Genomic DNA, 24,812 nt, shown 5'->3' with positions numbered 1-24,812 from the left:
GCCCGAGGTACGGCCGGGGTAAGGAGTGATCCCGTCCGGCGCCTCCTACGCGTCGCGCTTCTTGAGCACCACGTAGCCGCCCAGCAGCGCGGCCACCACCCACAGCGCCATGATCGCGAAGCCGCCCCAGGGCCCGTACGGCTTGTCGTCGCCTGCCGTGACGACCTGCATCACCTTCTGGCCCGCCTGGTCGGGCAGGTACTGCCCCACCTTCTTGGTCGCCGAGACATTGCCGAGGATCGCGGAGACCAGGAAGAAGAACGGCATCAGGATGCCGAGCGAGAGCATCGGGCTGCGCAGCATGGCCGCGACGCCCATCGAGAACACCGTGATCAGCGTCATGTAGAGGCCACCGCCGATGACGGCACGCAGCACGCCCGGGTCGTCGAGGGAGGCCTTGAACGGGCCGAGCATCGCCTGGCCGGTGAAGAACGCCGCGAAACTCGTGATCATGCCGATGGCGAATGCGAGCAGCGTGGCAATAGTGATCTTGCTGAAGAGGAAGATGCCGCGCTGCGGGACCGCCGCGAGCGAAGTCCTGATCATTCCCGTGCTGTATTCATTCGAAACCACCAGCACCCCGAAAACGATCAGAGCCAGCTGACCGAGCCCCATTCCGGCGAAGCTGATGAACGTCGGATCGAATTGGATCTTGTCCTGCGGGGCGAGATTGTCGAACTCGTTCCTCGACAATGCGCTGATCAGCATGCCGATGCCGACGGTCACCAGCGCGGCGAGCCCCAGCGTCCACACCGTGGAACGCACGGATTTGATCTTCGTCCATTCCGACCTGAGGACCTGGCCCGCCACCGCCATCGTCAGGATCCCTTCTTCCGCCAGTCCGCTCCCCATTCCGGCTCCGCCGCGGCCGGCGGACGGTGGTTCTCGTGCGCGTGGTACTCCACCGCCCCGGCCGTCAGCCGCATGAACGCCTCCTCCAGCGACGCCGACTGCGGGCTCAGCTCGTGCAGCGTGATCCGGTGCCGCGCCGCCAGCTCGCCCAGATGGGCCGCGTCCTCGCCGACCACCTCCAGTGCCCCCTCCACCCCGGGCACCCAGTCGATGCCGGCGCCGTGCAGCACCTCCCGCAGCCGCTCCTGGTCGGGCGAGCGCATCCTGACGAACGAGCGCGAGTTCTCGGCGATGAAGTCGGTCATGCTCGTGTCGGCCAGCAGCCTGCCCTGGCCGATCACCACCAGGTGATCCGCCGTCAGCGCCATCTCGCTCATCAGGTGCGAGGAGACGAAGACCGTACGGCCCTGGGCCGCCAGGCTCTTCATCAGATTGCGGATCCAGTGGATGCCCTCGGGGTCGAGGCCGTTGACCGGCTCGTCGAACATCAGGATCCGCGGATCGCCCAGCAGCGCGCCCGCGATGCCCAGGCGCTGGCCCATGCCGAGCGAGAAGCCCTTGGTGCGCTTGCCGGCCACCGGGGTCAGACCGACCGTGTCCAGCGCCTCCCGCACCCGGGCGGAGGGAATGCCGTTGCTCTGCGCCAGGCACAGCAGGTGGTGGTACGCGCTGCGACCGCCGTGCATCGCCTTGGCGTCCAGCAGGGCCCCCACCGTCCGCAGCGGGTCGCGCAGCTCGCGGTAGTGCCGGCCGTCGATGCGGACCCGGCCGCTGGTGGGGTTGTCCAGATCGAGCATCATCCGCATGGTCGTCGACTTGCCCGCACCGTTGGGCCCGAGGAAGCCGGTGATGATGCCGGGCCGGACCGTGAACGTCAGGTGGTCGACGGCGCGGACGTCGCCGTAGTCCTTGGTCAGCTCCTCGAGCTCGATCATTCAGCCACGGTAAGCGGGCCCACCGGGCCCCGCCACCGGTGGCGCGGACTCCGCGCAAGTCGCGCGGCGCACTCCGCAACGGCCCCGCGCGCCGGAGAAAACCACTCGGCGCGCCACGCGCCGCCCAGGGCGGCACATGACGCGCCGAGCACAGGATCCCCCGGTCGTGTGCGTCGCGGGCGCCGCGTCAGCGGCTCTGCTGGGCCGGGACGCCGCGCGTGATCGGCTCGTCGTCACCGGGCACCCCGGCCGCCGCCACGGCCGCGCCGGTCAGCGTCGCCAGCATCTCGCGGACGTTGGTGAGCTGGGCGTTGATGCTGTCGCGGCGGTTGGTGAGCGCCGCCAGCTCCCGCTCGGACTCGCTGCGGATGCGGTCCGCCTTGGCGTTGGCGTCGGCCACGATGTCCTCGGCCTGCCGCTGCGCGGTCTCCACCGTCTGGCGGGCCCGGCGCTCGGCGTCCGTCCGCAGCTTCTCCGCCTCCAGGCGCAGCTGCTCCGCGCGGTGCTCGATCTCGGCCAGCCGCTTCTCCGCCTTGGCCTGCCGGGAGGCCAGGTCGCGCTCGGACTGCTCGCGGCGCTTGGCCAGGTTGGTCTCGAAGTCCGCCGCGGCCTGGGCGGCCTTGGCGCGGGTCTCCTCGAAGAGGGCGTCCGCCTCCTCGCGCTTGGACTGCGCGTCCTTCTGCGCCTCGCTGCGCAGCTGGGCCGCGTCGCCCTTGGCCTTCTCGACGATCCGGGCGCCCTCGTCCTCCGCCTTCGCCTTGCGGTCGGCCGCGAACGACTCGGCGTCGTTGCGCACCTGCTGGGCGGCCGACTCGGCCAGCTCGCGGTGCTGCTCGGCCGCGCGACGGGCCTCCTCACGCAGGTCCTTGGCCTCTTCCTCGGCCAGCCGGAGGATCTTCTCGACCCGTGCCCCGAGCCCCGCGTACGACGGCTCGGCGTCATTGATCTGCGCCTGAGCGTTCTGCGTCTCGAGGTGCAGCTCCTCGATGCGCTTTTCCAGAGAGGTGATCCGGGCCAGCGCGCTGTCACGGTCCGCTACGAGCTTCGTAATGCGGTCGTCCACCTGGCCGCGGTCGTATCCACGCCGCACCAACTCGAAGCCGAAGGGGGAGGAAGTGTCGCTCATGGGGTTCCTGTCATTGGAGACCTGTGAGGTGATAGAGGGAATCCTAGGGGCGTGAGCGGCGTGTCATCGAGCAGATGGTTGTAGACAGTGGGGGAATCTGGAAAATGACCCCTCGATTGAGTGCTACTTCCTATCCTGCTTGCCACCCGATCGAGTAGCGCCGACACCGGCCGCCGCCTTCACCCCGCCGTCCTTGGAGCCGCCCGCCCCCGGGGACTCAAATGATTCCAACGCTTCCAACACGTCCTGGACACGGGAAATCTCGGCCTGAATGTCCTCGCGACGACGGACCAGCACCTCCAACTCCCGCTTTCCTTCCTCCAGAAGCCGTGCGGCCTCCTGCTGAGCCTCGGTGCGCAGGCGCTCGGCCTCGCGTACAGCGGCCGTCTTCTTCTGCTCCGCCTCCTTGATGAGCGCGTCCGCCTTCTTCACGGCGGTGATGCGCACCTTGCTCGCCTCGCTCTGGGCGTCCGAGACCAGCTTCTCCGCCTTCTCCTCGGCGTTCGCCAGCTGCTCGGTGGCGGCCGCGACCAGCTTGTCGCAGCGCTCGCCCGCGGACTGCATCGCCTCGGCCGCCTCCCGGCGGGCCCGCTCGTGCAGCTCCTCGACGTCACCCTCGATCCGCGAACGCAGCTCCTCCGCGCGCTCCCTTATGGCGGTGGCGTCCCCACGGGCCTCGGCCAGCATGGTGTTGGCGTCCGTACGGGCCTGCTCCACCAGCGCGTTGCCCTCGCCGGTGGCCTCCTGGACGATCCGCTCGGCCTCCTTGCGGGCGGCGCCCACCATGGCGTCCGCCTGCTCCTCGGCGGCCGTGGCCGCCCGTACGGCCTCCTCCTGGGCCCCCGCCACCAGCGCGTCCGCCTGCTCGGCGGCCTCCGTCAGCTTCCGGGCACCCGCGTCGCGGGCCTCGTCGATCGTCCGCTCGCCCTCGGCACGCGCCTCGGCGCGCAGCCGCTCCGCCTCCTGGACGGCGTCGGCCTTGATCCGCGCGGAGTCCGCCCGCGTGCTGTTGGCGTTCTCCTGCGCGGCGGCCAGCGCCTCGGCGGCCTCGGCGGCCATCCGCTCCGCCTCCGCCGTCGCCTCCGCGACCAGCGTGTCCGCCTGCTCGGCGGCCTCCGCGCGACGGGCGTTGGCGGCCTCACGGGCCTCGTCGGCGGTCCGCGTCGCCTCACGGCGGGCGCTCTCCAGCGCCTCGTCCGCGTCCGCGCGCAGCCGGTCCGCCGCGGCCTGCGCCTCGGTGAGCGCCCGCTCGGACTGCTCGGCGGCCTCGGCCCGGTGCGCCTCGGCGGCCCGGCGGGCCTCCTCCAGCGAGTGCGCCGCCTCGGCGGCCATCTTCTCGGCCTCGGCCGTCGCCCCCGCGATCAGCTCGTCCGCCTGCTCGGCGGCCTCCGCCCGACGGGCGTTGGCGGCCTCACGGGCCTTGTCCACGATCCGGTCGGCGTCGTCCTGCGCCGAAGCCGTCAGCTCCGCCGCCTCGTTGACGATGCGCTCGGCCTCGGCCCGGCCCTCGCCCCGGATCTTGTTCGCGTCCTCGCGGGCCTCGGCCCGGGTACGCGCCGCGTCCTGCTCCGCCGACGCCAGCGCGTCCGAGGCGTCCGTGCGCATCTGCTGCGCCTTCGCGGACGCGTCCGCCACCAGCCGCTCGGCCTCCGCGGTCGCCTTGGCGACCACCGCGTCGGCCTGCTCGTCGGCCTTGGCCTTCTTCTCCGCCGCGGCCGCGCGCAGCCGCTCGGCCTCCTTCGCGGCCTCGCCCAGCGTGTGCTCGGCCAGCTCGGCGGCCTCGGCCCGCTGGGCCTCGGCGGCCCCGCGGGCCTCCTCGAGCGTCCGGGCGGCCTCGGCGCCCAGCTTCTCCGCCTCGGCGACGGCCTCGGCGATCAGCTCGTCCGCCTGCTGAGCGGCCTCCGTGCGCTGGGCGTTGGCCGCCTCCCGCGCCTCGTCGACCGTCCGCGCGGCCTCCGTGCGCAGCCGCTCCGCGTCCGCGTCGGCCTCCGCACGGTGGGCCGCGGCCGCCTCGTGGGCCTCGCCCTCGAGCCGGGCCGCCTCGGCCTTCGCGGTCTCCACCAGCTCGGTCGCCTCCGCGACCAGCAGCTCCGCCTCGCCCGTCGCCTCGGCGATCAGCTCGTCCGCCTGGCCGGCCGCCTCCGCGCGACGGGCGTTGGCCGCCTCGCGCGCCTCGTCGACCGTGCGCGCGGCCTCGGTGCGCAGCCGCTCGGCCTCCTCGTCGGCCTCGGCCAGCGCGATCCGCGCCTGCTCGGCCGCCTCCGCCCTGCGGGCGTCGGCCGCCTCGAGGGCCTCGTCGAGGGCACGGGCCGCGTCGGCGCGCAGCCGCTCGGCCTCCTTCGTGGCCTCGGCCAGCAGCGTGTCCGCCTGCTCGGCGGCCTCGCCACGACGGGCGTTGGCGGCCTCGCGGGCCTCGTCCAGGACGCGGACGGCCTCGGCCTCCACACGCTGCGCCTCGGCCATGGCCTCGGCGACCGTGCGCTCCGCCAGCTCCTTGGCCGCGTCCGCCGCGGCCTTGGCCTCGGCACGGGTGGCGGCGGCGTCCTCGTCGGCGCGCTCGCGCTCGGCGTAGGCGTCGGCACGGACCCGGTCGGCCTCGATCTGGGCGTCGGTGACGGTCCGTTCGGCGTTGTGCTCGGCCGCCGAACGCAGGCCGGCGATCTCCTCCTCGGCCTCCTCGCGCAGCCCCGCGACCGCGTCCCGCACCTGCTGGGCGGTCTGCTCGGCGGCCGCCACGAGCTCGCCCGCCCGCTGCTCGGCCTCCGCCACCAGGCGGCGGCCCTCCTCCTGCGCCTCGGCGACCCGCTTGCGCGCCGCGGCCAGCAGCTCCTCGCTCTGCTCGTGCGCCGCCTCGCGCTCGGCCTGCGCCTCCGTACGGGCGTCACCGAGCAGCTCCTCGGCCTCCCGGCGGCGCCGGGCGGCCTCCTCCTGCGCGGCGGCCAGCGCCTCGGCGGCCTCGGCGGCCGTGCGCTCGGCGGCGGCGTTCGCCTCCGCCCGCACCCGGTCCGCGGTCTCCTGCGCCTCGGTGCGCAGCCGCTCCGACTCCTTCTCGGCCTCGCCCAGCAGGCGCGCGGCCGTGGCCTCGCCCTCCGTGCGGGCGGCGGCCGCCTCCTCGGCGGCCTCGGTCCGCAGCCGCTCGGCCTCCGTCTCGGCCTGCGCCTGCAGCGTGCGGACCCGCTCCGCCGACTCCGTGCGCTGCCGCTCGGTCTCCTCGGCCGCCTCGCGGCGCAGCCGCTCGGCCTCCGTACGGGCCTCGCGCAGCGCCGTCTCGGCCGCCTCCACCCGCTGCTCGGCCTCGGCCTGCAGCCGGGCCAGCTCCGCCGCGGCCTCCTCGGCACGCGCCTGCGCGGCCCGCTCGGCGTCCTCGCGCGTCCGGCGGGCGGCCTCGGCGGCCTCCTCGCGGGTGCGCTCGGCGTGGTCCTCGGCCTCCTCGGCCATCTCCTCGGCCTCGGCGCGGGCGCGCTCGAGCGCCTCCTCGGCCTGCTTGCGCAGACTCGCCGCGCGCTCGGCCGCCTCGGTGCGCATCCGCTCGCTGTCGGCGCCGGCCCCGGCCCGGGTCTCCTCGGCGTTGGCCTTGGCCTTGACCAGCAGCTCCTCGGCGGTGCTGGCCGCCTCCTCGATCTGCTGCAGCGCCTCGCGGCGGGCCTCGCTGCGGATCCGCTCGCCCTCGGCGACGGCCTCGGCCCGCAGCTGCTCGGCCTCGCCGCGCAGCCGCCGCGCCTCCTCCTGCAGCTCGACCGTCTTGGCCCGGTACTCCTTGGTGTCGTCCTTCGCCTCGCCCTTGAGCTGCTCGGCGGTGTCCGCGGCCTGCTCGCGCAGCCGCTCGGCCTCGCTCTCGGCCTCCTTGCGGATCCGCTCGGCCTCGGCGGCGGCGGCCTTGGTGGTGGCACGGGCGTCCTCCGACGCCTTGGCCAGCACCTCCTCGGCCGTGCGGGCGGCCTTGGCGAGCGCGGCGGCGGAGTCCTCGGCGACGGCGCTGCGCGCCTTCTCGGCGGCCTCGGCCACCAGCCGCTCGGCCTCGGCCGCGGCGTCCGCCCGCAGCTGCTCGGCCTCGGCCTTGAGGGCCTCGGCGTCCTTGGTGGCCTCGCTCACCAGGCGGGCGATCTCCGCCCTGGCCGTACGGGTGCGCTGCTCGTTGTCGGACTCGGCGCCGGCCAGCCGCCGCTCGGCGGCCTCCTTCGCCTCGGCCACCAGCTTCTCGGCCTCGGCGCGCGCCTCGCGCAGCGCCGTGTCGGCCTCCTGGACGCGGGCCTCGGCGGTACGCGTCAGCTCGGCCGCGGCCGTGCGGGCCTGGTCGGACTCCGCGGTGGTGCTCGAGCGCAGCTGCTCGGCGTGGTCGGTGGCCTCCTGGGCCTGCGCGGAGGCGGCGCTCAGCAGCCGCTCGGCGTCCGTGCGCGCCCGGCGCAGGATCGCTTCGGCTTCGGCACGGGCCTCCTCGGCGGCCGCCCCGAGCCGGCCGCTGGCCTGCTCGGCCAGCCGCTGGGCCTCGGCCCGCGCCGCCGACAGAGCCTGTTCGGCCTCGGCCCGCGACTCCTCCAGGAGCCGGCGGGCCTGGGACTCGGTACGGGCACGCAGCTGCTCGGCCCAGGCGACGTTCTCGTTGACGTGCGACTCGACGGTGCGGCGGCGCTCGTTGAGCTCCTCGTCCAGCCGCTGCCGGCGGGCCACCGCCTCGGCGTGCAGCTCCGCCTCCATCCGCGCCTGCCGCTCGGCCTGCTCCTGGAGCAGGCGCTGCGTCTGGGCACGGGCCTCGCGCACCTCGCGCTCGGCGTCGGAGCGCAGCTGCTCGGCCTGGATCTGGGCGTTGCGGAGCAGCTGCTCCGCCTGGTACCCGATGTCCGCCGAGTCGTAGGCGGGACGGTGGGCGAGATTGCGGCGCGCCTCGTGGAGCTTGGCGCGCAGCACCTCGACCTGGTAGCCGAGGTCGTCGGCGTGCTGGACCGCCTTCTCCCGCTCGGTCTTCAGCCGCTTCATCTCGGCCTCGAACTTCGAGAGGTGGTCGGCTTCCTCCAGCTGACTCTCCTGGCGCTCGTAGCCCCGCACAGCGCGGTCCATCCGTCCCCTGGTCGCGTCGGCGGCCGGCCCCGTACTGCGTCGGTGGTGGAACCCGGAGCCCGCCCTTCCGAAGAAATGGTGTCAGATCATCGGTACAGCCCGGTCCGGGGGCCACCCGTACCCGGCCGAACCCGCACTCTACCGGCCGGGGGAGGTGAGGGTCAGTGCTCCGCCTCCGGGTGGGGTGCCGAGGTGACCAGTTCGGTGAGCACGCCGTGGCAGTCCTTGGGGTGCAGGAACGTGATGCGCGAGCCCATCGATCCGCGGCGCGGCTCGTCGTAGAGGACGCGCACGCCCTTGCCCCGGATGTCCGCCGCGTCGCCGTCGACGTCCGCCGTGCCGAACGCGATGTGGTGAACCCCTTCGCCGTTCTTGGCAAGCCACTTGCCGACCGCGGAGTCCTCGCGCGTGGGCTCCAGCAGCTGGAGGTAGGAGGCGCCGCCGTCGGACGTTTCGTTGATCTTCAGCATGGCCTCGCGGACGCCCTGCTCCTCGTTGACCTCCGTGTGGAACACCTCGAAGCCGTACGTGGCACGGTAGAACTCGACGGTCTTCTCGAGGTCGAAGCAGGCGATCCCGATGTGGTCGATACGCGTCAGCATGCGTCCAGTGCACCGCCGCGCGGGGTGGTTACGCAACGTGCGCGCGATCACACCTTCCGCCCGGTGACCGGGTGCCGTACCGCTCAGTACATTGACGGGAACCGTCGTTAACATCCCTCCCGCTCGAAGGGGCAGCGCCCATGTCTGGTACGAACGGAAACAATCGCCGCACCTCCGTCATCGTCGCCGGCGCCCGCACGCCGATGGGCCGGCTGCTGGGCTCGCTGAGCAGCTTCTCCGGCGCCGACCTGGGCGGCTTCGCCATCAAGGCGGCCCTGGACCGGGCGGGCATCGGCGGCGACCAGGTGCAGTACGTGATCATGGGTCAGGTGCTGCAGGCCGGCGCCGGGCAGATCCCGGCCCGCCAGGCGGCCGTCAAGGGCGGCATCCCCATGAGCGTCCCCGCGCTGACCGTCAACAAGGTGTGCCTCTCCGGCCTCGACGCCATCGCCCTGGCGGACCAGCTCATCCGCGCGGGTGAGTTCGACATCGTGGTGGCCGGCGGCCAGGAGTCGATGACCAACGCCCCGCACCTGCTGCCCAAGTCCCGCGAGGGCCACAAGTACGGTGCGATCGAGATGCTCGACTCGATGGCCCACGACGGCCTGACGGACTCCTTCGAGAACATCGCGATGGGCGAGTCCACCGAGAAGCACAACACCCGCCTGGGCATCCGCCGCGCCGAGCAGGACGAGGTCGCGGCCCTCTCCCACCAGCGGGCGGCCGCCGCCCAGAAGAACGGCCTGTTCGAGGCCGAGATCACCCCGGTGGAGATCCCGCAGCGCAAGGGCGAGCCGGTCGTCTTCAGCAAGGACGAGGGCATCCGCGCGGAGACCACCGTGGAGTCGCTGGCCAAGCTGCGGCCCGCCTTCGCCAAGGACGGCACGATCACGGCGGGTACGTCCTCGCAGATCTCCGACGGCGCCGCCGCGGTGGTCGTGATGAGCAAGGAGAAGGCCGAGGAGCTGGGCCTTCAGTGGATCGCCGAGATCGGCGCGCACGGCAATGTGGCCGGCCCCGACAACTCGCTGCAGTCCCAGCCGTCCAACGCCATCCGGCACGCGCTGGGCAAGGAGGGCCTGACCGTCGAGGACCTCGACCTCATCGAGATCAACGAGGCGTTCGGCGCCGTCTCCGTGCAGTCAATGAAGGATCTCGGGGTATCCCCGGAAAAGGTGAACGTCAACGGAGGTGCCATCGCGCTCGGCCACCCGATCGGTATGTCGGGTGCCCGCATCGTGCTGCACCTCGCGCTGGAGCTCAAGCGGCGCGGCGGCGGCGTGGGCGCGGCCGGTCTCTGCGGCGGCGGCGGCCAGGGCGACGCCCTGATCATCCGAGTGCCGGGCAACTGACACCCGGACCGTTGGCACGGAGGCGATGAACGGAGTGGTCATGGCGGACGTCCCCGCACTGGTCGGGCAGGCACGGGAGGGTCGGCCGCGCGCCGTGGCCCGGCTGATCTCCCTGGTGGAGGGGGCCTCCCCGCAACTGCGTGAGGTGATGGCCGCCCTGGCCCCGCTCACGGGTACCGCCTATGTCGTAGGCATCACCGGCTCGCCGGGCGTGGGGAAGTCCACCTCCACCTCGGCGCTGGTGAGTGCGTACCGGCGGATGGGCAAGCGGGTCGGCGTGCTGGCCGTCGACCCGTCCTCGCCCTTCTCGGGCGGCGCGCTGCTCGGGGACCGGGTGCGGATGTCGGAGCACGCCTCCGATCCGGGCGTCTACATCCGGTCCATGGCCACCCGCGGCCACCTGGGCGGTCTGGCCTGGGCCGCCCCGCAGGCGATCCGGGTGCTGGACGCGGCCGGCTGCGACGTGATCCTGGTGGAGACGGTGGGCGTCGGGCAGTCGGAGGTGGAGATCGCCTCCCAGGCCGACACCTCCATGGTGCTGCTGGCCCCGGGCATGGGGGACGGCATCCAGGCCGCCAAGGCGGGCATCCTCGAGATCGGCGACATCTATGTCGTCAACAAGGCGGACCGGGACGGCGCCGACGCCACGGCCCGGGAGCTGAACCACATGCTGGGCCTGGGCGAGTCCCGCGCGCCCGGCGACTGGCGGCCGCCCATCGTCAAGACGGTCGCCGCGCGAGGCGAGGGCACGGACGAGGTCGTCGAGGCCCTGGAGAAGCACCGCGCGTGGATGGAGGAGCGCGGCATCCTCGCCGAGCGCCGCCGCCGCCGCGCGGCGCACGAGGTGGAGACCATCGCCGTGACGGCCCTGCGGGAGCGCATCGGCGACCTGCGGGGCGACCGCCGCCTGGCCGCACTGGCGGAACGGGTGGTGGCGGGAGCACTGGATCCGTACGCGGCGGCGGACGAGCTGGTCGCCGGGCTGACGGAACGGATGGGCAGCCGCACCGTCTGACGTTCTCGGGGTGTTCCGCGCCACCGGCGCGGAACACCCCGTACGTTCACCCCCGGCCGGTCACACCCGCCCGCGCGCCGAGCGCAGGTGCTTGGCCACCGGCGTCAGGGACTCGTGGAGCGCCTTGAGCTCCTCGGCCGACAGCAGGTCGATGAAGTGCTCGCGCACCGACGCCACGTGGTGCGGCGCGACCTTGCGCATGGTCTCCCAGCCGTGGTCGGTGAGCACCGCGAACAGACCGCGCCGGTCCGACTCGCAGTTCTCGCGGCGGACCAGTCCGGCGTTCTCCATGCGGGTGATCTGGTGCGACAGGCGGCTCTTGGACTGCAGGGTGGCGGTCGCCAGATCGCTCATCCGCATCCGGTGGTCGTCCGACTCGGAGAGGTTGACCAGGATCTCGTAGTCGTTGTTGGTGAGGCCGAACGGCTGCAGGTCCCGTTCGAGCTGGTGCATCAGCAGCCGGCTCACGTCCAGGTGGGCGCGCCAGGTGGCCTGTTCCTCGTCGCTGAGCCAGCGAGTGCCGTTCTCGGTGTCCATAGATGGGTTCTACCTAAGAAGTTGAAAGATTAACCAAATGACATGGCGGAACGAGCAGAACGAGAGGTCATGCGTTCGACGTCACACTCCGCAGAGTACCGCTCACAGCCCGAAGCGGCGCTGGAGGTCGCCCAGCTGGCCCGGCAGGCGCGGCGTCATTGTCTGATTTCCCGGGGTTGCGTGCGGGACGCCCGCCTGCTCCGGAGGGGCGTCACCCGTGGGGATCTCCGCCATCAGCTGCTCGGTCGACTGCAGCAGTACCGTCCCCGCGCCGGTGAACTCGAACTGGTGCTCCTCGCCCGAGGCCCCGCCCAGACCCGTCATCCTGCGCACCCCGCCCATCACCCCCCGCAGGTACTGGTGGTCGTAGTGGTGACAGGGCGACGGGCAGTCCGCCCACCCCACCAGCGCCTGCGGATCCACCCGCACCGGCGGCTCGACGAAGACGACCGGCCCGTTGGAGGCGGCCACGAACTTCCCCGTGCCGATCAGCGTGAGGAAGCCCGGGACGATCGACTGCTTCAGCGAGAGCGAGGGCTGGAAGGCCAGCAGATTCCCCGAACGCACCGTCAGGTTGCCGTCCTCGAGGTCGTACGAATTGACGTCGAAGGAGCGGTCCGCGAGCAGCATCCTCCCCTGCCCCTCGGCCACCACCCAGTCGGCGGCGTGCAGCGGGGAGTGGAAGCTGCCCGCGATCAGCCGGTCGAGCGGGCCGTGCCCTATGCCGTGGAAGTCGATCTGCCCGTAGTAGGCGATCATCTTCCCCTTCTGCAGGAACCACTGCCCCTTCAGGTCGACGCTGAACGCGTAGGGGTTGACGTTGTCGTCCACGGGAAGCGTGGTCGCGTCATGAATGACCGGGCCGTTCACAGCTTCTCCTCCGACGCCTGTACGTACACCGTCCCGTTGCCCGACAGCTCCAGCCGGAAGGCCTCGCCGCTGCCGCGGCCGACCACCTCGCGCCAGCCGATTGCCGCCGACAGCTTGTTGCGCACGTCCCCGCGGTGCGCGACGTACGCCTGCGGGTCGACGGTGACGGGCCGCTGCGGGGTGATCGGCAGCTCGATGAAGCCGCCGTGCGCCATCACGGCCGCCGCGCCATGGCCCTTGAGGGTCGTGGTGAAGAGCCCCTGCCCGGTCACCTGACCGCGCACCATGCCCATCACACCCCCCTGGGAACCCATGAACATCGTCCCCTGCCGCAGGGTGCCGTCGAACGCGAGGAGCCGGTCGGCCTCCACGTAGAGGGTGTCGCCCGACAGCTCGATCACATGGACGTGGTGACCGCCGTGGCCGAACATCACCGTGCCGCTGCCCTCCACGGTCATCAGCGGCGTGGCCTCGTTCGCGACCCGCCGGCCGATCATCCCCATGACGCCGCCCTGGCCGCCGGCGATGCTGGGCGTGAAGGAGACGTCGCCCTTGTAGGCGAGCATCGCCCCGCGCTGGCTGAACAGCCGCTGCCCCGGGATCACCTGGGCCTCGACCATCCGAGAGTTCAAAAGCCGGAACGGCATCAGGCTGCACCCCTTTCGTTCGCTTCTCCGCCCGCGCGGCGCAGAGGTGCGGCTTTCGCGGTCGCCTGCGGCCCGGTGGCCGCGCGTGCGTCGCTCACAGTTCGCCCCCGATCGTGTCGCGCTCGCTGGGCTGTACGTACACCAGGCCCTCGCCCTCGAAGCGGATCTGGAAGGCCTCGCCCCCGCCCTCGCCGATCACGGTCCGGAAGTTCACCCCCGACTGGAAGTGCTGCTTGAGCCGGCCCGTGTGCGCGACGTACGCGCCCGGGTCCACCCGCAGCGGCGTCTGCGGGGTCACCCGCAGCACGATCGCCGTCCCGGCCGAGAGGATCGCCGCCTGGCCGGAGCCCTCGACGGTGGTGGTGAACAGGCCGTTGCCCTGCGAGGCGCCCCGCAGGCCCGTGAACGTGGTCCCGGTCCGCAGGGACGCGTCCGTGCACAGCAGATTGCTCGCCTCGACGTACAGCGTCTCGCCGTGCAGCGTGACGAGGTTTATCTCGCTCGCCCGGTCCGCGAAGTAGCAGGTGCCGTGCCCCTTGACCTCCATGACTTCCATCGATTCGCCGGTGAGCCGGCGCGTGACCATGCCCCGCAGGCCGTCACCGCCGCCGGTCATCTTCCTGAACGCCATATCGCCCTCGTACGCGACCATCGAGCCGTTCTTGGCCTTGACCGCGTCCCCCGTCATGTCGACGGCGAGGACCTTGCTCCCCTGGAGCCGAAACTGAGCCACGCCTCCGACGCTAGCGGGCGGACATACGCCTCCAACAGGCCCCATGGTCCCGGAACGCTCCGCATTCCCCCGGAACCGGACCCCCATCCCTTGATCGCCGGAGCGGCTGCGACAATGGGGGAGTTTGTGAACGCCGTCACAAGCAGTGACGGCCCCGCCACCAGCAATCGAAGGGTGCATCCCCCGTGGACCTCAAGACCGCCTCCGCCCTGCGCCGGCTCCGCCTGGTCTCCGCCCCGGAGGCCGTTTCCTTCCTCCTGCTGATGGTCTGCTCGGTGCTCAAGCGCACCACCGACTTCAACGCCGTGCCGGTGCTCGGTGCCGTCCACGGCATCCTCTTCATCATCTACGTGATCTTCTGGATCGACGCGTGGAACAACGCCAAGTGGGCCTTCAAGACCGGCGCCCTCTACTTCGTCCTCTCCGTCCTGCCCTTCGGCGGCTTCTTCGCCGAGCGCATGCTGCGCCGTGAGGCCGAGGCCGGCGTGATCGCCTCCCGCGCCCGCAAGGAAGGCGTCGTCAACGCCTGACCGGCGTTCCGGATAGCGAGATACGGGCGGCCGCGGCGCGGCCGCCCGGTAGGGTCGGTCGGGTGCCGAAGCCGCTCAGCCTTCCCTTCGACCCCATCGCCCGCGCCGACGAACTCTGGAAGCAGCGCTGGGGATCCGTGCCGTCCATGGCCGCGATCACCTCGATCATGCGGGCGCACCAGATCCTGCTCGGGCAGGTCGACGCGGTCGTCAAGCCGTACGGGCTCACCTTCGCGCGCTACGAGGCGCTGGTGCTGCTGACCTTCTCCAAGGCGGGCGAGCTGCCGATGTCGAAGATCGGCGAGCGGCTGATGGTCCACCCGACCTCGGTCACCAACACCGTGGACCGGCTGGTCAGGGCCGGTCTGGTGGACAAGCGCCCCAACCCCAACGACGGCCGCGGCACGCTGGCCTCGATCACCGACAAGGGCCGCGAGGTCGTGGAGTCGGCCACGCGGGACCTGATGGCGATGGACTTCGGGCTCGCCGCGTACGACGCGGAGGAGTGCGCGGAGATCTTCCGGATGCTGCGCCCCCTGCGGGTCGCCTCCGGCGACTTCGCCGAGGAATGACCCGCGCGAAGATCGAGCAAATCGGGCGGTTACGCTCATGGGCATGAAGCGAAGCGTGCTGACCCGCTACCGGGTGATGGCCTATCTCACCGCCGTAATGCTGCTGGTGCTCTGCACCGCCATGGTCTTCAAGTACGGCTTCGACACGGGCGCCGGCGCCACCCTGGTGATCTCCCAGATCCATGGCGTCCTCTTCATCGTCTACCTGGTCTTCGCCTTCGACCTGGGCTCCAAGGCCAAGTGGCCGCTGGGCAAGCTGGCCTGGGTCCTGATCTCCGGGACGATCCCGGCCGCCGCCTTCTTCGTCGAGCGCAATGTCTCCCGCGAGGTCGAGTCGCTGATCGCCGACGAGGCCCCGGCCGCCGCCAAGGCCTGATCCGCTCCGCCGGGCGCCGCACGCGCCCGGCGGTTGCCCATCGACATTTACTAGGACGTCCTAGTAAATTCGAAGGTATGGACGCAGCAGCCATCGAGGCAGGGCGCAGCCGCTGGCAGGCCCGTTACGACAAGGCCCGCAAGCGCGACGCGGACTTCACCACGCTGTCCGGGGACGCGGTCGAGCCGCTCTACGGCCCCCGCCCCGGCGACACCTACGAGGGGTTCGAGCGCATCGGCTGGCCCGGCGAGTACCCCTTCACCCGCGGTCTGTACGCCACCGGCTACCGCGGCCGCACCTGGACCATCCGCCAGTTCGCCGGCTTCGGCAACGCCGAGCAGACCAACGAGCGCTACAAGATGATCCTGGCCAACGGCGGCGGCGGGCTCAGCGTGGCCTTCGACATGCCGACCCTGATGGGCCGCGACTCCGACGACCCGCGCTCCCTCGGCGAGGTCGGCCACTGCGGCGTCGCCATAGACTCCGCCGCCGACATGGAGGTCCTCTTCAAGGACATCCCGCTGGGCGACGTCACCACCTCCATGACCATCAGCGGGCCCGCCGTCCCCGCCTTCTGCATGTACCTGGTCGCCGCCGAGCGGCAGGGCGTGGACACCGGCGTCCTCAACGGCACCCTGCAGACGGACATCTTCAAGGAGTACATCGCCCAGAAGGAGTGGCTCTTCCCGCCCGAGCCGCACCTGCGCCTGATCGGCGACCTGATGGAGCACTGCGCCCGCGCCATCCCCGCCTACAAGCCCCTGTCCGTCTCCGGCTACCACATCCGCGAGGCCGGGGCCACGGCCGCGCAGGAGCTCGCCTACACGCTGGCCGACGGCTTCGGCTACGTCGAGCTGGGGCTCAGCCGCGGGCTGGACGTCGACGTCTTCGCCCCCGGCCTGTCGTTCTTCTTCGACGCGCACGTCGACTTCTTCGAGGAGATCGCCAAGTTCCGCGCGGCCCGCAGGATCTGGGCCCGCTGGATGAAGGAGGTCTACGGCGCCAGGACCGACAAGGCCCAGTGGCTGCGCTTCCACACCCAGACCGCGGGCGTCTCGCTGACCGCCCAGCAGCCGTACAACAACGTCGTGCGCACCGCCGTCGAGGCGCTGGCCGCCGTGCTGGGCGGCACCAACTCGCTGCACACCAACGCCCTCGACGAGACCCTGGCCCTGCCCAGCGAGCAGGCCGCCGAGATCGCCCTGCGCACCCAGCAGGTCCTGATGGAGGAGACCGGCGTCGCCAACGTCGCCGACCCGCTGGGCGGCTCCTGGTACGTCGAGCAGCTCACCGACCGCATCGAGGCCGACGCCGAGAAGATCTTCGAGCAGATCAAGGAGCGGGGCCTGCGGGCGCACCCCGACGGCAGGCACCCCATCGGCCCCATCACCTCCGGCATTCTGCGCGGCATCGAGGACGGCTGGTTCACCGGCGAGATCGCCGAGAGCGCCTTCCGCTACCAGCAGGCCCTGGAGAAGGGCGCCAAGCGCGTGGTGGGCGTCAACTGCCACGAGGGCTCGGTGACGGGCGACCTCGAGATCCTGCGCGTCAGCCACGAGGTGGAGCGCGAGCAGGTACGGGTCCTGGCGGACCGCAAGTCGCACCGCGACGACGCCGCCGTGCGCACCGCGCTGGATGCGATGCTGGCCGCCGCGCGGGACGGGTCGAACATGATCGGGCCGATGCTGGAGGCCGTGCGGGCCGAGGCCACCATGGGGGAGATCTGCGACGTGCTGCGCGAGGAGTGGGGGGTGTACACGGAGCCGGCCGGGTTCTGAGGGTTCCGGCCCCGGTCCCGCCCTTTCGCCGTTTCCTGGGGGCAAGCCCCCAGCCCCAGGACCGCGCTGCGCGCGGCGTCCTCGAACGCCGGACGGGCTGAGGTGCGCGCCGGCTACGTCAGCCCGCCGACCAGCAGGGTCGCAAAGCCCTGCGCCCACTCCGTGTCCACCGGCTCCGCGCTCACCAGGGTCCGGTGGACCACCGCCCCCGCGATCACGTCGAAGATCAGGTCTGCGGTGCGGGCGGCGGCCGCGGGGTCCTCCTCCCGTACGAGCTCCCCGCGCTTCTGCGCGCGTTCGCGGCCCACTCGCACCAGCGACTTCTGACGGTCCACGATCGCCGTGCGAATCCGCTCCCTCAGGGCGTCGTCCCGCGTCGACTCCGCCACCACGGCCATCAGGGCCGTCTTCGTCTCCGGCCGCTCCAGCAGGGCGGCGAACTGCAGGACGACGCCCTCGATGTCGGCCCGCAGGCTGCCGCGGTCCGGCAGTTCCAGGTGCTCGTCGAAGAGCGCCGCCACCGCGTCCACCACCAGCTCGTTCTTGCCCGCCCAGCGGCGGTAGAGGGTGGTCTTGGCGACCCCGGCGCGGGCGGCCACGTCGCCCAGCGTCAGCTTTCCCCAGCCCAGTTCGACCAGAGCCGTGCGCGTCGCGTGGAGGATCGCGCGGTCGGCCTCGGGGTCGCGCGGCCGGCCCGTCCGGCCGCCGCCGGAACGGCGCGGCGTGGGGGGTGGAGCAGAGCTCATGAAAAGGACCCTACCGCCGGGTAGGTCAACGGGTGTGAGACCCAGATCACGGGGAAACCTTGCCGCAGACCCCGCCCCTCCAGTTACGCTACGGCTCGTAGCGTAAGAGCGACAACCACGGACGCCCGGTGGGGACCGGGCGTCATCGGCGAAGCCGCTACGGGCGTACTTTTCCGGTTCACCGTGTGAAGGGGGGAGGATGGGCCCATGCAGCCACGGAACATGTCCATGAGTGGAGTGGTCGACCTCGCCGCGGTGAAGGCGGCCGGGGAAGCGAAGCAGAAGGCGGAGCAGGCGCGGGCCGAGGCCGCGCGCCAGGGCGGTGTGCCCTCCGCCGGGGTCCGCCTCGTCCTCGATGTCGACGAAGCCGGTTTCGAGCAGGAAGTCCTGCAGCGCTCCGCCGAGGTGCCCGTCGTCGTCGACTTCTGGGCCGACTGGTGCGAGCCGTGCAAGCAGCTCAGCCCGCTGCTGGAGCGGCTGGCGGCGGAGTACGCCGGCCGGTTCGTCCTGGCCAAGGTCGACGTCGAGGCCAATCAGCTGCTCTTCCAGCAGTTCGGTGTCCAGTCGATCCCGGCCGTCTTCGCGGTGGTGGCGGGGCAGGCCCTGCCGCTGTTCCAGGGCGCCGCGCCGGAGGCGCAGATCCGTCAGGTGCTGGACCAGCTGATCGCGGTGGCCGAGCAGCGCTTCGGCATCGTGGGTGCGCCCGTCGAGGCCGGCGCGGACGCCGAGAGCGCGCCGGTCGCCCCGCCGAGCCCGTACGACAGCGCCCTGGGCGCGGCTCACGAGGCGCTGGACGCGGGTGACCTGGGCGGCGCGGTGCGGGCGTACAAGAACGTCCTGTCCGACGACCCGGGCAACGCCGAGGCCAAGCTGGGTCTGGCACAGGCCGAACTGCTGCAGCGTGTCCAGGGCCTGGACCCCCAGCAGGTGCGCAAGGCGGCCGCCGACGCGCCGGGGGACGTTCAGGCGCAGATCACGGCGGCCGACCTGGATCTGGTCGGCGGGCACGTCGAGGACGCCTTCGGGCGTTTGCTGGATGCGGTCAGGCGTTCGGCGGGTGAGGACCGGGACGCCGCCCGTGTTCGACTGCTCGAGCTGTTCGAGGTGATCGGTCCCGACGATCCGCGGGTGACGGCCGCGCGCACCGCGCTGTCGCGCGCGCTGTTCTGAGGGCCCCCGGCCCCCTGTGCCCCAAGGGGCACAGCCGCGGCGCTTTGCCAAAACTTGGTAAACGCGCGCGCTGTTACTGCCAGTAAGAAGAACCCGGGCTTTCGCCCGGGTTCTTCTGCTTTCTCCGCTTCTTCGCGGACACGCTGCGGCACCGGTGCGGACCCGGCCGATGCGGGGCGGTCCCCGCTCGGTTATCCGCCCGTTACTCGCCAGTAATCAACCTCTTGTGCCCCGGCGCCGAATGGACCACGATCGGCCCAGCCCGGTCCGTTCCCGCAACCCGGCCCATCTGTCGGCGCGCGGGGACGTGGTCCCCACCGGGCGGTCCGGCGCGTTGCGCGGCGGGCCGGGAACAGGGGGGTCCTCGCCCCAACGGCGGGGCCTGTTCCCCAGGTTGCGCGATAAGGCGTGGCCAGTGGTTGTCGCTCGGGGGTGAACGCCGGTGTGCAGCGGGCGCGGTTGGCGCCGCCTCGTGCGACGGCGCTCTCCTTCCGAGGACGTGGCACTTCTCCCATCCCGGGCACGGCCGTGCTCCCAACTCGGCCGGCCGGTCCCGGAGATGTACGTCCGAGAAGGAGGAAAGTCGTGAAGTCCCAGACTCGTGGGGGGACCAGATGGCGCCGGTTCGCCGTCGTCATGGTCCCCAGCGTCGCGGCGACGGCCGCGATCGGAGTGGCCATCGCGCAGGGCGCGCTCGCGGCGTCGTTCAGCGTTTCGGGCCAGCAGTTCCAGGTGACGGCGAAGAGCCTGCAGGGCAAGGGCTTCGTCCAGTACGGAGCGCTCGACCAGACCAAGCAGGGCAACAAGCCCGTGGCCGTGGTCGGCATCAATTCGGCGGAGATCACCAATCTCTGCCAGGCGGTGACCATCCCCACGCCCATCGGCAAGGTGTCGATGAAGCTGACCGCGGGCGACGCGGGCAAGAAGGTCGAGGCGACGAAGCTCTACATCGACGCCGACGACATGTCCGCCAACGCCAAGTTCACCAACGTCGACATCGGTGTCTCGGTGAGCGACACGACCAAGGGGCCGGGCCCGGCCGCGCCGGGCAAGGACGGCCGGGGTGCGTACGTGCCCGGCTCGTTCGCCCAGCAGGCCGACGAGGTGGAGTTCACCGACGTCAACCAGCGTGCCTGGGCGACCTCGGCGGGCACCTTCACTCTTCCGGGTCTGCACATGGGTATCGCCATGGGCGACTCCAAGTGCCCCAGCTGACGGGTTGACCGGGCGGGTACGGGGCGGTGGTCATCGCCTCCCCGTGCCCGTACCGTCCGCGTCACCAGCCCCCCTGAACCACCGATTCGCCAGTCCCGAGGAGCTGTACACCATGAGCGCCGACACGCGACCACGGCTGATCGACACTCTCGGCCGCACCCGCCGTACATTCTGGGACTGGCGTGGCCGACGTCCCTTCTGGGGCGGCCTGCTGTGCATTCTGGCCGGCGCCCCGATCATGTACATCCCGTACCAGACCATGACGCTCGGAGACCTGCACGTCCGGATGGCCACCACGGCGGGCTCCGGCTCGCTGATCATCGGGGTGCTGCTGGTCGTGCTGGGCCTGACCATGTGGTTCCAGCCGCAGTCGCGGGTCTTCGCGGGTGTCGCCGCGATCCTGCTCGCGCTGGTCTCCCTGGTCGTCTCGAACTTCGGCGCCTTCCTGATCGGCTTCCTGCTCGCCCTGGTCGGGGGCGGCCTCGGCGTCTCCTGGGCGCCGGGCAGGCCGCTCACCGAGGCGGCGGCGGAGCCGGCCGACGGGAGCAGCCGTGCGGACTGACGACGGACATCGGGGCAGCCGCCCCGACGATCCCGGCAGAACCGGGCCGCGGCACGCCGCGCCGCGCAAGCCGCTGCTGTCCCGGCTGCACATGCCGGCCGGGAAGGCGGTGGCGCTGGCGGCGATGCCGAGCGCGGTGCTGATGGGCATGGGCCTCACCCCGACGCTGGCGAAGGCCGAGCCCGTGAAGCCGCCGAACCCCTTCGGGGAGGCGGGGTGCGTCACGGCACCGGACGCGACACCGGAGGAGTCGCCGGACGCCACGCGGCGGCCTTCGCCGTCCGGGTCTCCGTCCGGGTCGGCGTCCGCGAAACCGGATGCCAAGCCGGATGCCAAGCCGGACGCGCAGCCGGACGGCAGTGGTGTCGGTGGCGCGAGCCGGGGTCGCGAGCCCTCCGGCTCGCCGTCCGCGCGGCCGTCCGCCAAGCCCTCGCCGTCGGCCTCCCCGTCGGCTTCCCCTTCGGCCTCTCCTTCTCCCTCGCCTTCGCCCACCCGGAAGGCCAACCCGCTGGACCCGCTGGGCCTCGGTGACAAGCTCGGCGAGATTCTCACCGGCAGGAAGGGCGACGCGAAGCCGGCCGAGAAGCCGGCCGAGCCGAGTGCCTCGCCCGACCGGTCCACGGCGCCGGCGCCCGCATCCTCGTCGGCGTCCCCGGCCCCGCGGCCGTCGGGCAGCCCCAGGGCGAAGGCCACGCCCGAGCCCGGGAAATCCCCCACGCCGTCCGCCTCACCGTCACCGAGCGCCGGAGGCGACGGCACGTCCCCCTGCCCGCGCCCCGACGCCGTCGACGAGAACGAGAAGCGCGCCTTCCCCAACCAGCCCTGGTACCTGGAGGCGAGCAGGCTCACCCTGACCGGGCTGACCTACGAGGGCGTCAAGAAGATCACGACGGTGAACGGGCAGGAGAAGTCCGTGCTGAAGTTCACCGCCGACCACCTGGCCATCAACGACCTGCACCAGATCGTCAACAGCCAGGGCAAGCAGTACCACGTCACCGGCCCGGGAACGACGTCCACGGTCGGCGGTGGACGGATCACCATGTACACCGAGGAGTTGAAGGGCAAGCTCCTGGGCGCCCTGCCGGCGACCCAGTCGCCGGCGAGTCCGCCGCCGCTGATCCCGGGCGTCAAGCTGCCGATCCCGATCTTCTTCACCGATGTGAAGATCCGTCAGTCGGGGCAGTACGGCGGCACCCTGCACATTCCCAATCTGCACCAGTACCTGACGGACGGCACCTACCCGTAGAAACGATTCTTCGGGAAATCGGGAAATAGGAACATCGCGTAAAACAGCGGACGCCGGGCGAGCTGCGAGGCAGCGCGCCCGGCGTCCGGCCGGTCGTACGGAGCGGTGGAACCCAGGTGTGTCCTAGCGGTTCTCGCCCAGGTGGTGCACCCGCACCATGTTGGTGGTGCCGGGGATGCCGGGCGGGGAGCCGGCCGTGATGATCATGGTGTCGCCGTCGTTGTAGCGCTTGAGCTTGAGCAGCTCGGCGTCGACGAGGTCGACCATCGCGTCCGTGTGCTCCACGTGCGGGACCACGAAGGTCTCGACGCCCCAGCTCAGGGTGAGCTGGTTGCGGGTGGAGGCGTCCGTGGTGAAGGCCAGGATCGGCTGGGCCGCGCGGTAGCGGGACAGGCGGCGGGCGGTGTCACCGGACTTGGTGAAGGCGACCAGCGACTTGGCGCCCAGGAAGTCCGCGATCTCGCACGCGGCGCGGGCGACGGAACCGCCCTGGGTGCGCGGCTTCTTGCCCGGGACCAGCGGCTGCAGGCCCTTGGAGAGCAGCTCCTGCTCGGCCGCCTCGACGATGCGGGACATCGTCTTGACGGTCTCGATCGGGTAGGCGCCGACCGAGGACTCGGCCGAGAGCATCACCGCGTCCGCGCCGTCCAGGATCGCGTTGGCGACGTCGGACGCCTCGGCGCGGGTCGGGCGGGAGTTGGTGATCATCGACTCCATCATCTGGGTGGCGACGATCACCGGCTTGGCGTTGCGGCGGCACATCTCGATCAGGCGCTTCTGCACCATCGGGACGCGCTCGAGGGGGTACTCCACCGCCAGGTCGCCACGGGCCACCATCACACCGTCGAAGGCCATGACGACCTCCTGCATGTTCTCGACGGCCTGCGGCTTCTCGACCTTGGCGATGACCGGCACGCGGCGGCCGACCTCGTCCATGACGCGGTGCACGTCACGCACGTCGGCGGCATCGCGGACGAAGGACAGCGCGACCATGTCGCAGCCCATGGCGAGCGCGAACTTCAGGTCGTCGATGTCCTTCTCGGACAGCGCCGGGACGTTGACCGCCGCGCCGGGCAGGTTGATGCCCTTGTGGTCGGAGATGACGCCGCCCTCGATGACGATCGTCTTGACCCGGGGGCCGTCGACCTCGGTGACGCGCAGCTCGACGTTGCCGTCGTTGATCAGGACCTGGTCGCCCTTGACGACGTCGCCCGGCAGGCCCTTGTAGGTCGTGCCGCAGATCGTCCGGTCGCCCGGGACGTCCTCGGTGGTGATGGTGAACTCGTCACCGCGCACCAGCTCCACGGGGCCGTCCGCGAAGGTCTCCAGGCGGATCTTGGGGCCCTGGAGGTCGGCCAGGACGCCGACCGCGCGGCCGGTCTCCTCCACGGCCTTGCGGAGACGGGTGTACCGCTCCTCGTGCTCCGCGTGGGTGCCGTGGCTCATGTTGAAACGGGCCACGTTCATACCGGCCTCGATCAGCGTCTTCAGCTGATCGAAGGAGTCGACGGCAGGGCCCAGGGTGCAGACGATTTTGGAACGGCGCATGGGGCAGATCCTATCGGTTTGTTTCGGAGCGGAATATTCGAGCTGTGGGAAAGGCCAAGGAGTGATCCGGCCACGCAGCGGCGATCAAGAGCTGACCAGGGCGTACGCCTGGGTGGCGATCTCCAGCTCCTCGTCCGTCGGGACCACGGCGACCGCGACGCGCGCGGAATCGGGGGAGATCAGCCGCGCCTCGTCCGAACGGATCCCGTTGCGGCCGGCGTCCACGGCCAGGCCCAGCTCCTCCAGGCCCGCCACCGCGGCCTCGCGCACGGGGGCCGCGTTCTCGCCCACGCCCGCCGTGAAGGCCACGGCGTCGACCTTGCCCAGGACCGCGTAGTACGCCCCGATGTACTTCTTCAGCCGGTGCACATAGATGTCGAAGGCGAGCGCCGCCCGCTCGTCGCCCTCGTCGATGCGCCGGCGGATCTCGCGCATGTCGTTGTCGCCGCACAGTCCGATCAGACCGCTCTTCTTGTTCAGGAGCGAGTCGATCTCGTCGACGGACATCCCGGCGTTGCGGGACAGGTGAAGGATCACCGCCGGGTCGATGTCACCGGAACGGGTGCCCATGACCAGGCCCTCCAGCGGGGTCAGGCCCATGGAGGTGTCCACGCAGCGCCCGCCGCGGACCGCGGAGGCCGAGGCGCCGTTGCCCAGGTGCAGCACGATCACGTTGACCTCGGAGGGGTCCTTGCCGAGCAGCTTGGCGGTCTCGCGCGAGACATAGGCGTGCGAGGTGCCGTGGAAGCCGTAGCGGCGGACCATGTGCGCGTCGGCGGTCTCGGTGTCGATCGCGTAGCGGGCGGCGGCCTCGGGCATCGTGGTGTGGAAGGCGGTGTCGAACACCGCGACCTGCGGCAGGTCCGGGCGCAGCGCCTGGGCTGTGCGGATGCCGGTGACGTTGGCCGGGTTGTGCAGCGGGGCCACCGGGACCAGGGCCTCGATGTGCGCGATGACCTCGTCGGTGATGACGGTCGGCTCGGTGAACTCGCTGCCGCCGTGCACCACGCGGTGGCCGATCGCGGCCAGCTCGGGGGAGTCCAGGCCCAGGCCGTCGGAGGCCAGCTCCTGGGCGACGGCGTTCAGCGCGGCCGCATGGTCGGCGATCGGCTCCACGCGCTCGCGCCTGTCGCCGCCCGTGGCCAGCGGGGTGTGCGCCAGCCGCGAGGTCTCCTCGCCGATGCGCTCGACCAGGCCGACGGCCAGGCGGGCGCCGTCGGCCATGTCGAGCAGCTGGTACTTGACCGACGAGGAGCCGGAGTTGAGGACGAGGACTCGGGTGGCGTTGGAAGTCATCTGAGCTTTCCGTTGCGGAGGGTTTTCGGGGGGAAGTGCGGGGGAGGAC

22 protein-coding genes are annotated in these 24,812 nt (G+C 71.7%); 10 read left to right on the top strand and 12 right to left on the bottom strand.

What is annotated here, in order from left to right; genetic code table 11:
• Positions 1-45 precede the first annotated feature (45 nt).
• The 5 genes from ACIG36_RS28405 to mce form a co-directional block, all read right to left on the bottom strand.
• Positions 46-816, bottom strand: a complete 771-nt coding sequence (locus ACIG36_RS28405) for an ABC transporter permease (protein WP_399933963.1) — start codon at positions 814-816, stop codon at positions 46-48.
• A 2-nt stretch (positions 817-818) separates the two neighbouring features.
• A complete protein-coding gene (locus ACIG36_RS28400; RefSeq protein ID WP_399933752.1) occupies positions 819-1,787 on the bottom strand; it encodes an ATP-binding cassette domain-containing protein in 969 nt (322 codons plus the stop codon).
• Positions 1,788-1,974: 187 nt separating this feature from the next.
• On the bottom strand, positions 1,975-2,913 hold the full coding sequence (locus tag ACIG36_RS28395; RefSeq protein WP_399933750.1) for a cellulose-binding protein: 939 nt from the start codon (positions 2,911-2,913) through the stop codon (positions 1,975-1,977).
• Between the two features lie 123 nt (positions 2,914-3,036).
• The gene (gene scy / locus ACIG36_RS28390) at positions 3,037-7,968 is read right to left on the bottom strand and encodes a polarized growth protein Scy (RefSeq protein ID WP_399933747.1); all 4,932 of its coding nucleotides are present in this window, start codon (positions 7,966-7,968) and stop codon (positions 3,037-3,039) included.
• Between the two features lie 161 nt (positions 7,969-8,129).
• Positions 8,130-8,570, bottom strand: coding sequence for a methylmalonyl-CoA epimerase (gene mce / locus ACIG36_RS28385; protein WP_399933744.1), 441 nt, complete (start codon positions 8,568-8,570; stop codon positions 8,130-8,132).
• Positions 8,571-8,710: 140 nt separating this feature from the next.
• Between mce and ACIG36_RS28380 the strand changes: the two genes are divergently transcribed.
• Positions 8,711-9,922, top strand: a complete 1,212-nt coding sequence (locus tag ACIG36_RS28380; RefSeq protein ID WP_399933741.1) for an acetyl-CoA C-acetyltransferase — start codon at positions 8,711-8,713, stop codon at positions 9,920-9,922.
• A gap of 40 nt (positions 9,923-9,962) precedes the next feature.
• Positions 9,963-10,937: a methylmalonyl Co-A mutase-associated GTPase MeaB gene (gene meaB / locus ACIG36_RS28375; protein WP_399933738.1), complete on the top strand. Its 975-nt coding sequence runs from the start codon at positions 9,963-9,965 to the stop codon at positions 10,935-10,937.
• Positions 10,938-10,997: 60 nt separating this feature from the next.
• Here the strand turns inward: meaB and ACIG36_RS28370 are convergent, their stop codons facing one another.
• The 4 genes from ACIG36_RS28370 to ACIG36_RS28355 form a co-directional block, all read right to left on the bottom strand.
• A complete protein-coding gene (locus ACIG36_RS28370; protein WP_399933735.1) occupies positions 10,998-11,474 on the bottom strand; it encodes a MarR family winged helix-turn-helix transcriptional regulator in 477 nt (158 codons plus the stop codon).
• 102 nt (positions 11,475-11,576) lie between these two features.
• On the bottom strand, positions 11,577-12,344 hold the full coding sequence (locus tag ACIG36_RS28365) for an AIM24 family protein (protein WP_399933732.1): 768 nt from the start codon (positions 12,342-12,344) through the stop codon (positions 11,577-11,579).
• A complete protein-coding gene (locus tag ACIG36_RS28360; RefSeq protein ID WP_399933729.1) occupies positions 12,341-12,991 on the bottom strand; it encodes an AIM24 family protein in 651 nt (216 codons plus the stop codon). The genes ACIG36_RS28365 and ACIG36_RS28360 overlap by 4 nt, the downstream gene beginning before the upstream one ends.
• Positions 12,992-13,085: 94 nt before the next feature.
• The gene (locus ACIG36_RS28355) at positions 13,086-13,724 is read right to left on the bottom strand and encodes an AIM24 family protein (protein ID WP_399933727.1); all 639 of its coding nucleotides are present in this window, start codon (positions 13,722-13,724) and stop codon (positions 13,086-13,088) included.
• Between the two features lie 185 nt (positions 13,725-13,909).
• Between ACIG36_RS28355 and ACIG36_RS28350 the strand changes: the two genes are divergently transcribed.
• The 4 genes from ACIG36_RS28350 to ACIG36_RS28335 all read left to right on the top strand — a co-directional run bounded on the left by ACIG36_RS28350 (position 13,910) and on the right by ACIG36_RS28335 (position 16,980).
• A complete protein-coding gene (locus ACIG36_RS28350; RefSeq protein ID WP_399933725.1) occupies positions 13,910-14,254 on the top strand; it encodes a DUF3817 domain-containing protein in 345 nt (114 codons plus the stop codon).
• A gap of 62 nt (positions 14,255-14,316) precedes the next feature.
• Entirely contained in the window at positions 14,317-14,826 is a 510-nt protein-coding gene (locus ACIG36_RS28345) for a MarR family winged helix-turn-helix transcriptional regulator (RefSeq protein ID WP_399933722.1), read from the top strand.
• Between the two features lie 43 nt (positions 14,827-14,869).
• Positions 14,870-15,202 (top strand): DUF3817 domain-containing protein, encoded by a 333-nt coding sequence (locus ACIG36_RS28340; protein WP_399933718.1) that lies wholly within the window; start codon positions 14,870-14,872, stop codon positions 15,200-15,202.
• Between the two features lie 77 nt (positions 15,203-15,279).
• Positions 15,280-16,980 carry a methylmalonyl-CoA mutase gene (locus ACIG36_RS28335; RefSeq protein ID WP_399933715.1) on the top strand — a complete coding sequence of 567 codons (1,701 nt, stop codon included), beginning with the start codon at positions 15,280-15,282 and terminating at the stop codon, positions 16,978-16,980.
• A gap of 113 nt (positions 16,981-17,093) precedes the next feature.
• Here ACIG36_RS28335 and ACIG36_RS28330 read toward each other — a convergent pair whose 3' ends face one another.
• Positions 17,094-17,726, bottom strand: a complete 633-nt coding sequence (locus tag ACIG36_RS28330) for a TetR/AcrR family transcriptional regulator (RefSeq protein WP_399933712.1) — start codon at positions 17,724-17,726, stop codon at positions 17,094-17,096.
• Positions 17,727-17,933: 207 nt separating this feature from the next.
• On the opposite strand from ACIG36_RS28330, the gene ACIG36_RS28325 reads away from it, so the two are divergent.
• The 4 genes from ACIG36_RS28325 to ACIG36_RS28310 all read left to right on the top strand — a co-directional run bounded on the left by ACIG36_RS28325 (position 17,934) and on the right by ACIG36_RS28310 (position 21,919).
• Positions 17,934-18,896 carry a tetratricopeptide repeat protein gene (locus tag ACIG36_RS28325; RefSeq protein ID WP_399933710.1) on the top strand — a complete coding sequence of 321 codons (963 nt, stop codon included), beginning with the start codon at positions 17,934-17,936 and terminating at the stop codon, positions 18,894-18,896.
• A 585-nt stretch (positions 18,897-19,481) separates the two neighbouring features.
• Positions 19,482-20,111: a DUF6230 family protein gene (locus tag ACIG36_RS28320; RefSeq protein ID WP_399933708.1), complete on the top strand. Its 630-nt coding sequence runs from the start codon at positions 19,482-19,484 to the stop codon at positions 20,109-20,111.
• Between the two features lie 112 nt (positions 20,112-20,223).
• Positions 20,224-20,673, top strand: coding sequence for a DUF6114 domain-containing protein (locus tag ACIG36_RS28315; protein ID WP_399933705.1), 450 nt, complete (start codon positions 20,224-20,226; stop codon positions 20,671-20,673).
• A complete protein-coding gene (locus tag ACIG36_RS28310) occupies positions 20,663-21,919 on the top strand; it encodes a hydrogenase expression protein HypF (protein WP_399933702.1) in 1,257 nt (418 codons plus the stop codon). Before ACIG36_RS28315 ends, ACIG36_RS28310 begins: the two co-directional genes overlap by 11 nt.
• Before the next feature lie 123 nt (positions 21,920-22,042).
• On the opposite strand, the gene pyk is transcribed toward ACIG36_RS28310, so the two are convergent.
• Positions 22,043-23,467, bottom strand: coding sequence for a pyruvate kinase (gene pyk / locus ACIG36_RS28305; RefSeq protein ID WP_399933700.1), 1,425 nt, complete (start codon positions 23,465-23,467; stop codon positions 22,043-22,045).
• An 84-nt stretch (positions 23,468-23,551) separates the two neighbouring features.
• Positions 23,552-24,763, bottom strand: a complete 1,212-nt coding sequence (locus ACIG36_RS28300; protein WP_399933697.1) for an acetate kinase — start codon at positions 24,761-24,763, stop codon at positions 23,552-23,554.
• Positions 24,764-24,812 lie beyond the last annotated feature (49 nt).

This window comes from Streptomyces sp. NPDC053048, assembly GCF_044547045.1.
Classification (GTDB): Bacteria; Actinomycetota; Actinomycetes; order Streptomycetales; family Streptomycetaceae; genus Streptomyces.
The sequence above is the reverse complement of the archived record's forward strand: the minus strand, read 5'-3'. Positions and strand labels throughout refer to the sequence as shown.

Excerpts from the sequence above, each read along its gene's own strand:
- ACIG36_RS28370 (WP_399933735.1), bottom strand. The coding sequence starts at position 11,474 with ATGGACACCGAGAACGGCACTCGCTGGCTCAGCGACGAGGAACAGGCC.
- ACIG36_RS28330 (WP_399933712.1), bottom strand. The coding sequence starts at position 17,726 with ATGAGCTCTGCTCCACCCCCCACGCCGCGCCGTTCCGGCGGCGGCCGG.
- ACIG36_RS28300 (WP_399933697.1), bottom strand. The coding sequence starts at position 24,763 with ATGACTTCCAACGCCACCCGAGTCCTCGTCCTCAACTCCGGCTCCTCG.
- ACIG36_RS28315 (WP_399933705.1), top strand. The coding sequence starts at position 20,224 with ATGAGCGCCGACACGCGACCACGGCTGATCGACACTCTCGGCCGCACC.
- ACIG36_RS28405 (WP_399933963.1), bottom strand. The coding sequence starts at position 816 with ATGGCGGTGGCGGGCCAGGTCCTCAGGTCGGAATGGACGAAGATCAAA.
- ACIG36_RS28395 (WP_399933750.1), bottom strand. The coding sequence starts at position 2,913 with ATGAGCGACACTTCCTCCCCCTTCGGCTTCGAGTTGGTGCGGCGTGGA.
- ACIG36_RS28340 (WP_399933718.1), top strand. The coding sequence starts at position 14,870 with ATGAAGCGAAGCGTGCTGACCCGCTACCGGGTGATGGCCTATCTCACC.
- ACIG36_RS28360 (WP_399933729.1), bottom strand. The coding sequence starts at position 12,991 with ATGCCGTTCCGGCTTTTGAACTCTCGGATGGTCGAGGCCCAGGTGATC.
- ACIG36_RS28380 (WP_399933741.1), top strand. The coding sequence starts at position 8,711 with ATGTCTGGTACGAACGGAAACAATCGCCGCACCTCCGTCATCGTCGCC.
- ACIG36_RS28400 (WP_399933752.1), bottom strand. The coding sequence starts at position 1,787 with ATGATCGAGCTCGAGGAGCTGACCAAGGACTACGGCGACGTCCGCGCC.
- scy (WP_399933747.1), bottom strand. The coding sequence starts at position 7,968 with ATGGACCGCGCTGTGCGGGGCTACGAGCGCCAGGAGAGTCAGCTGGAG.
- meaB (WP_399933738.1), top strand. The coding sequence starts at position 9,963 with ATGGCGGACGTCCCCGCACTGGTCGGGCAGGCACGGGAGGGTCGGCCG.
- pyk (WP_399933700.1), bottom strand. The coding sequence starts at position 23,467 with ATGCGCCGTTCCAAAATCGTCTGCACCCTGGGCCCTGCCGTCGACTCC.
- ACIG36_RS28325 (WP_399933710.1), top strand. The coding sequence starts at position 17,934 with ATGCAGCCACGGAACATGTCCATGAGTGGAGTGGTCGACCTCGCCGCG.
- ACIG36_RS28335 (WP_399933715.1), top strand. The coding sequence starts at position 15,280 with ATGGACGCAGCAGCCATCGAGGCAGGGCGCAGCCGCTGGCAGGCCCGT.
- mce (WP_399933744.1), bottom strand. The coding sequence starts at position 8,570 with ATGCTGACGCGTATCGACCACATCGGGATCGCCTGCTTCGACCTCGAG.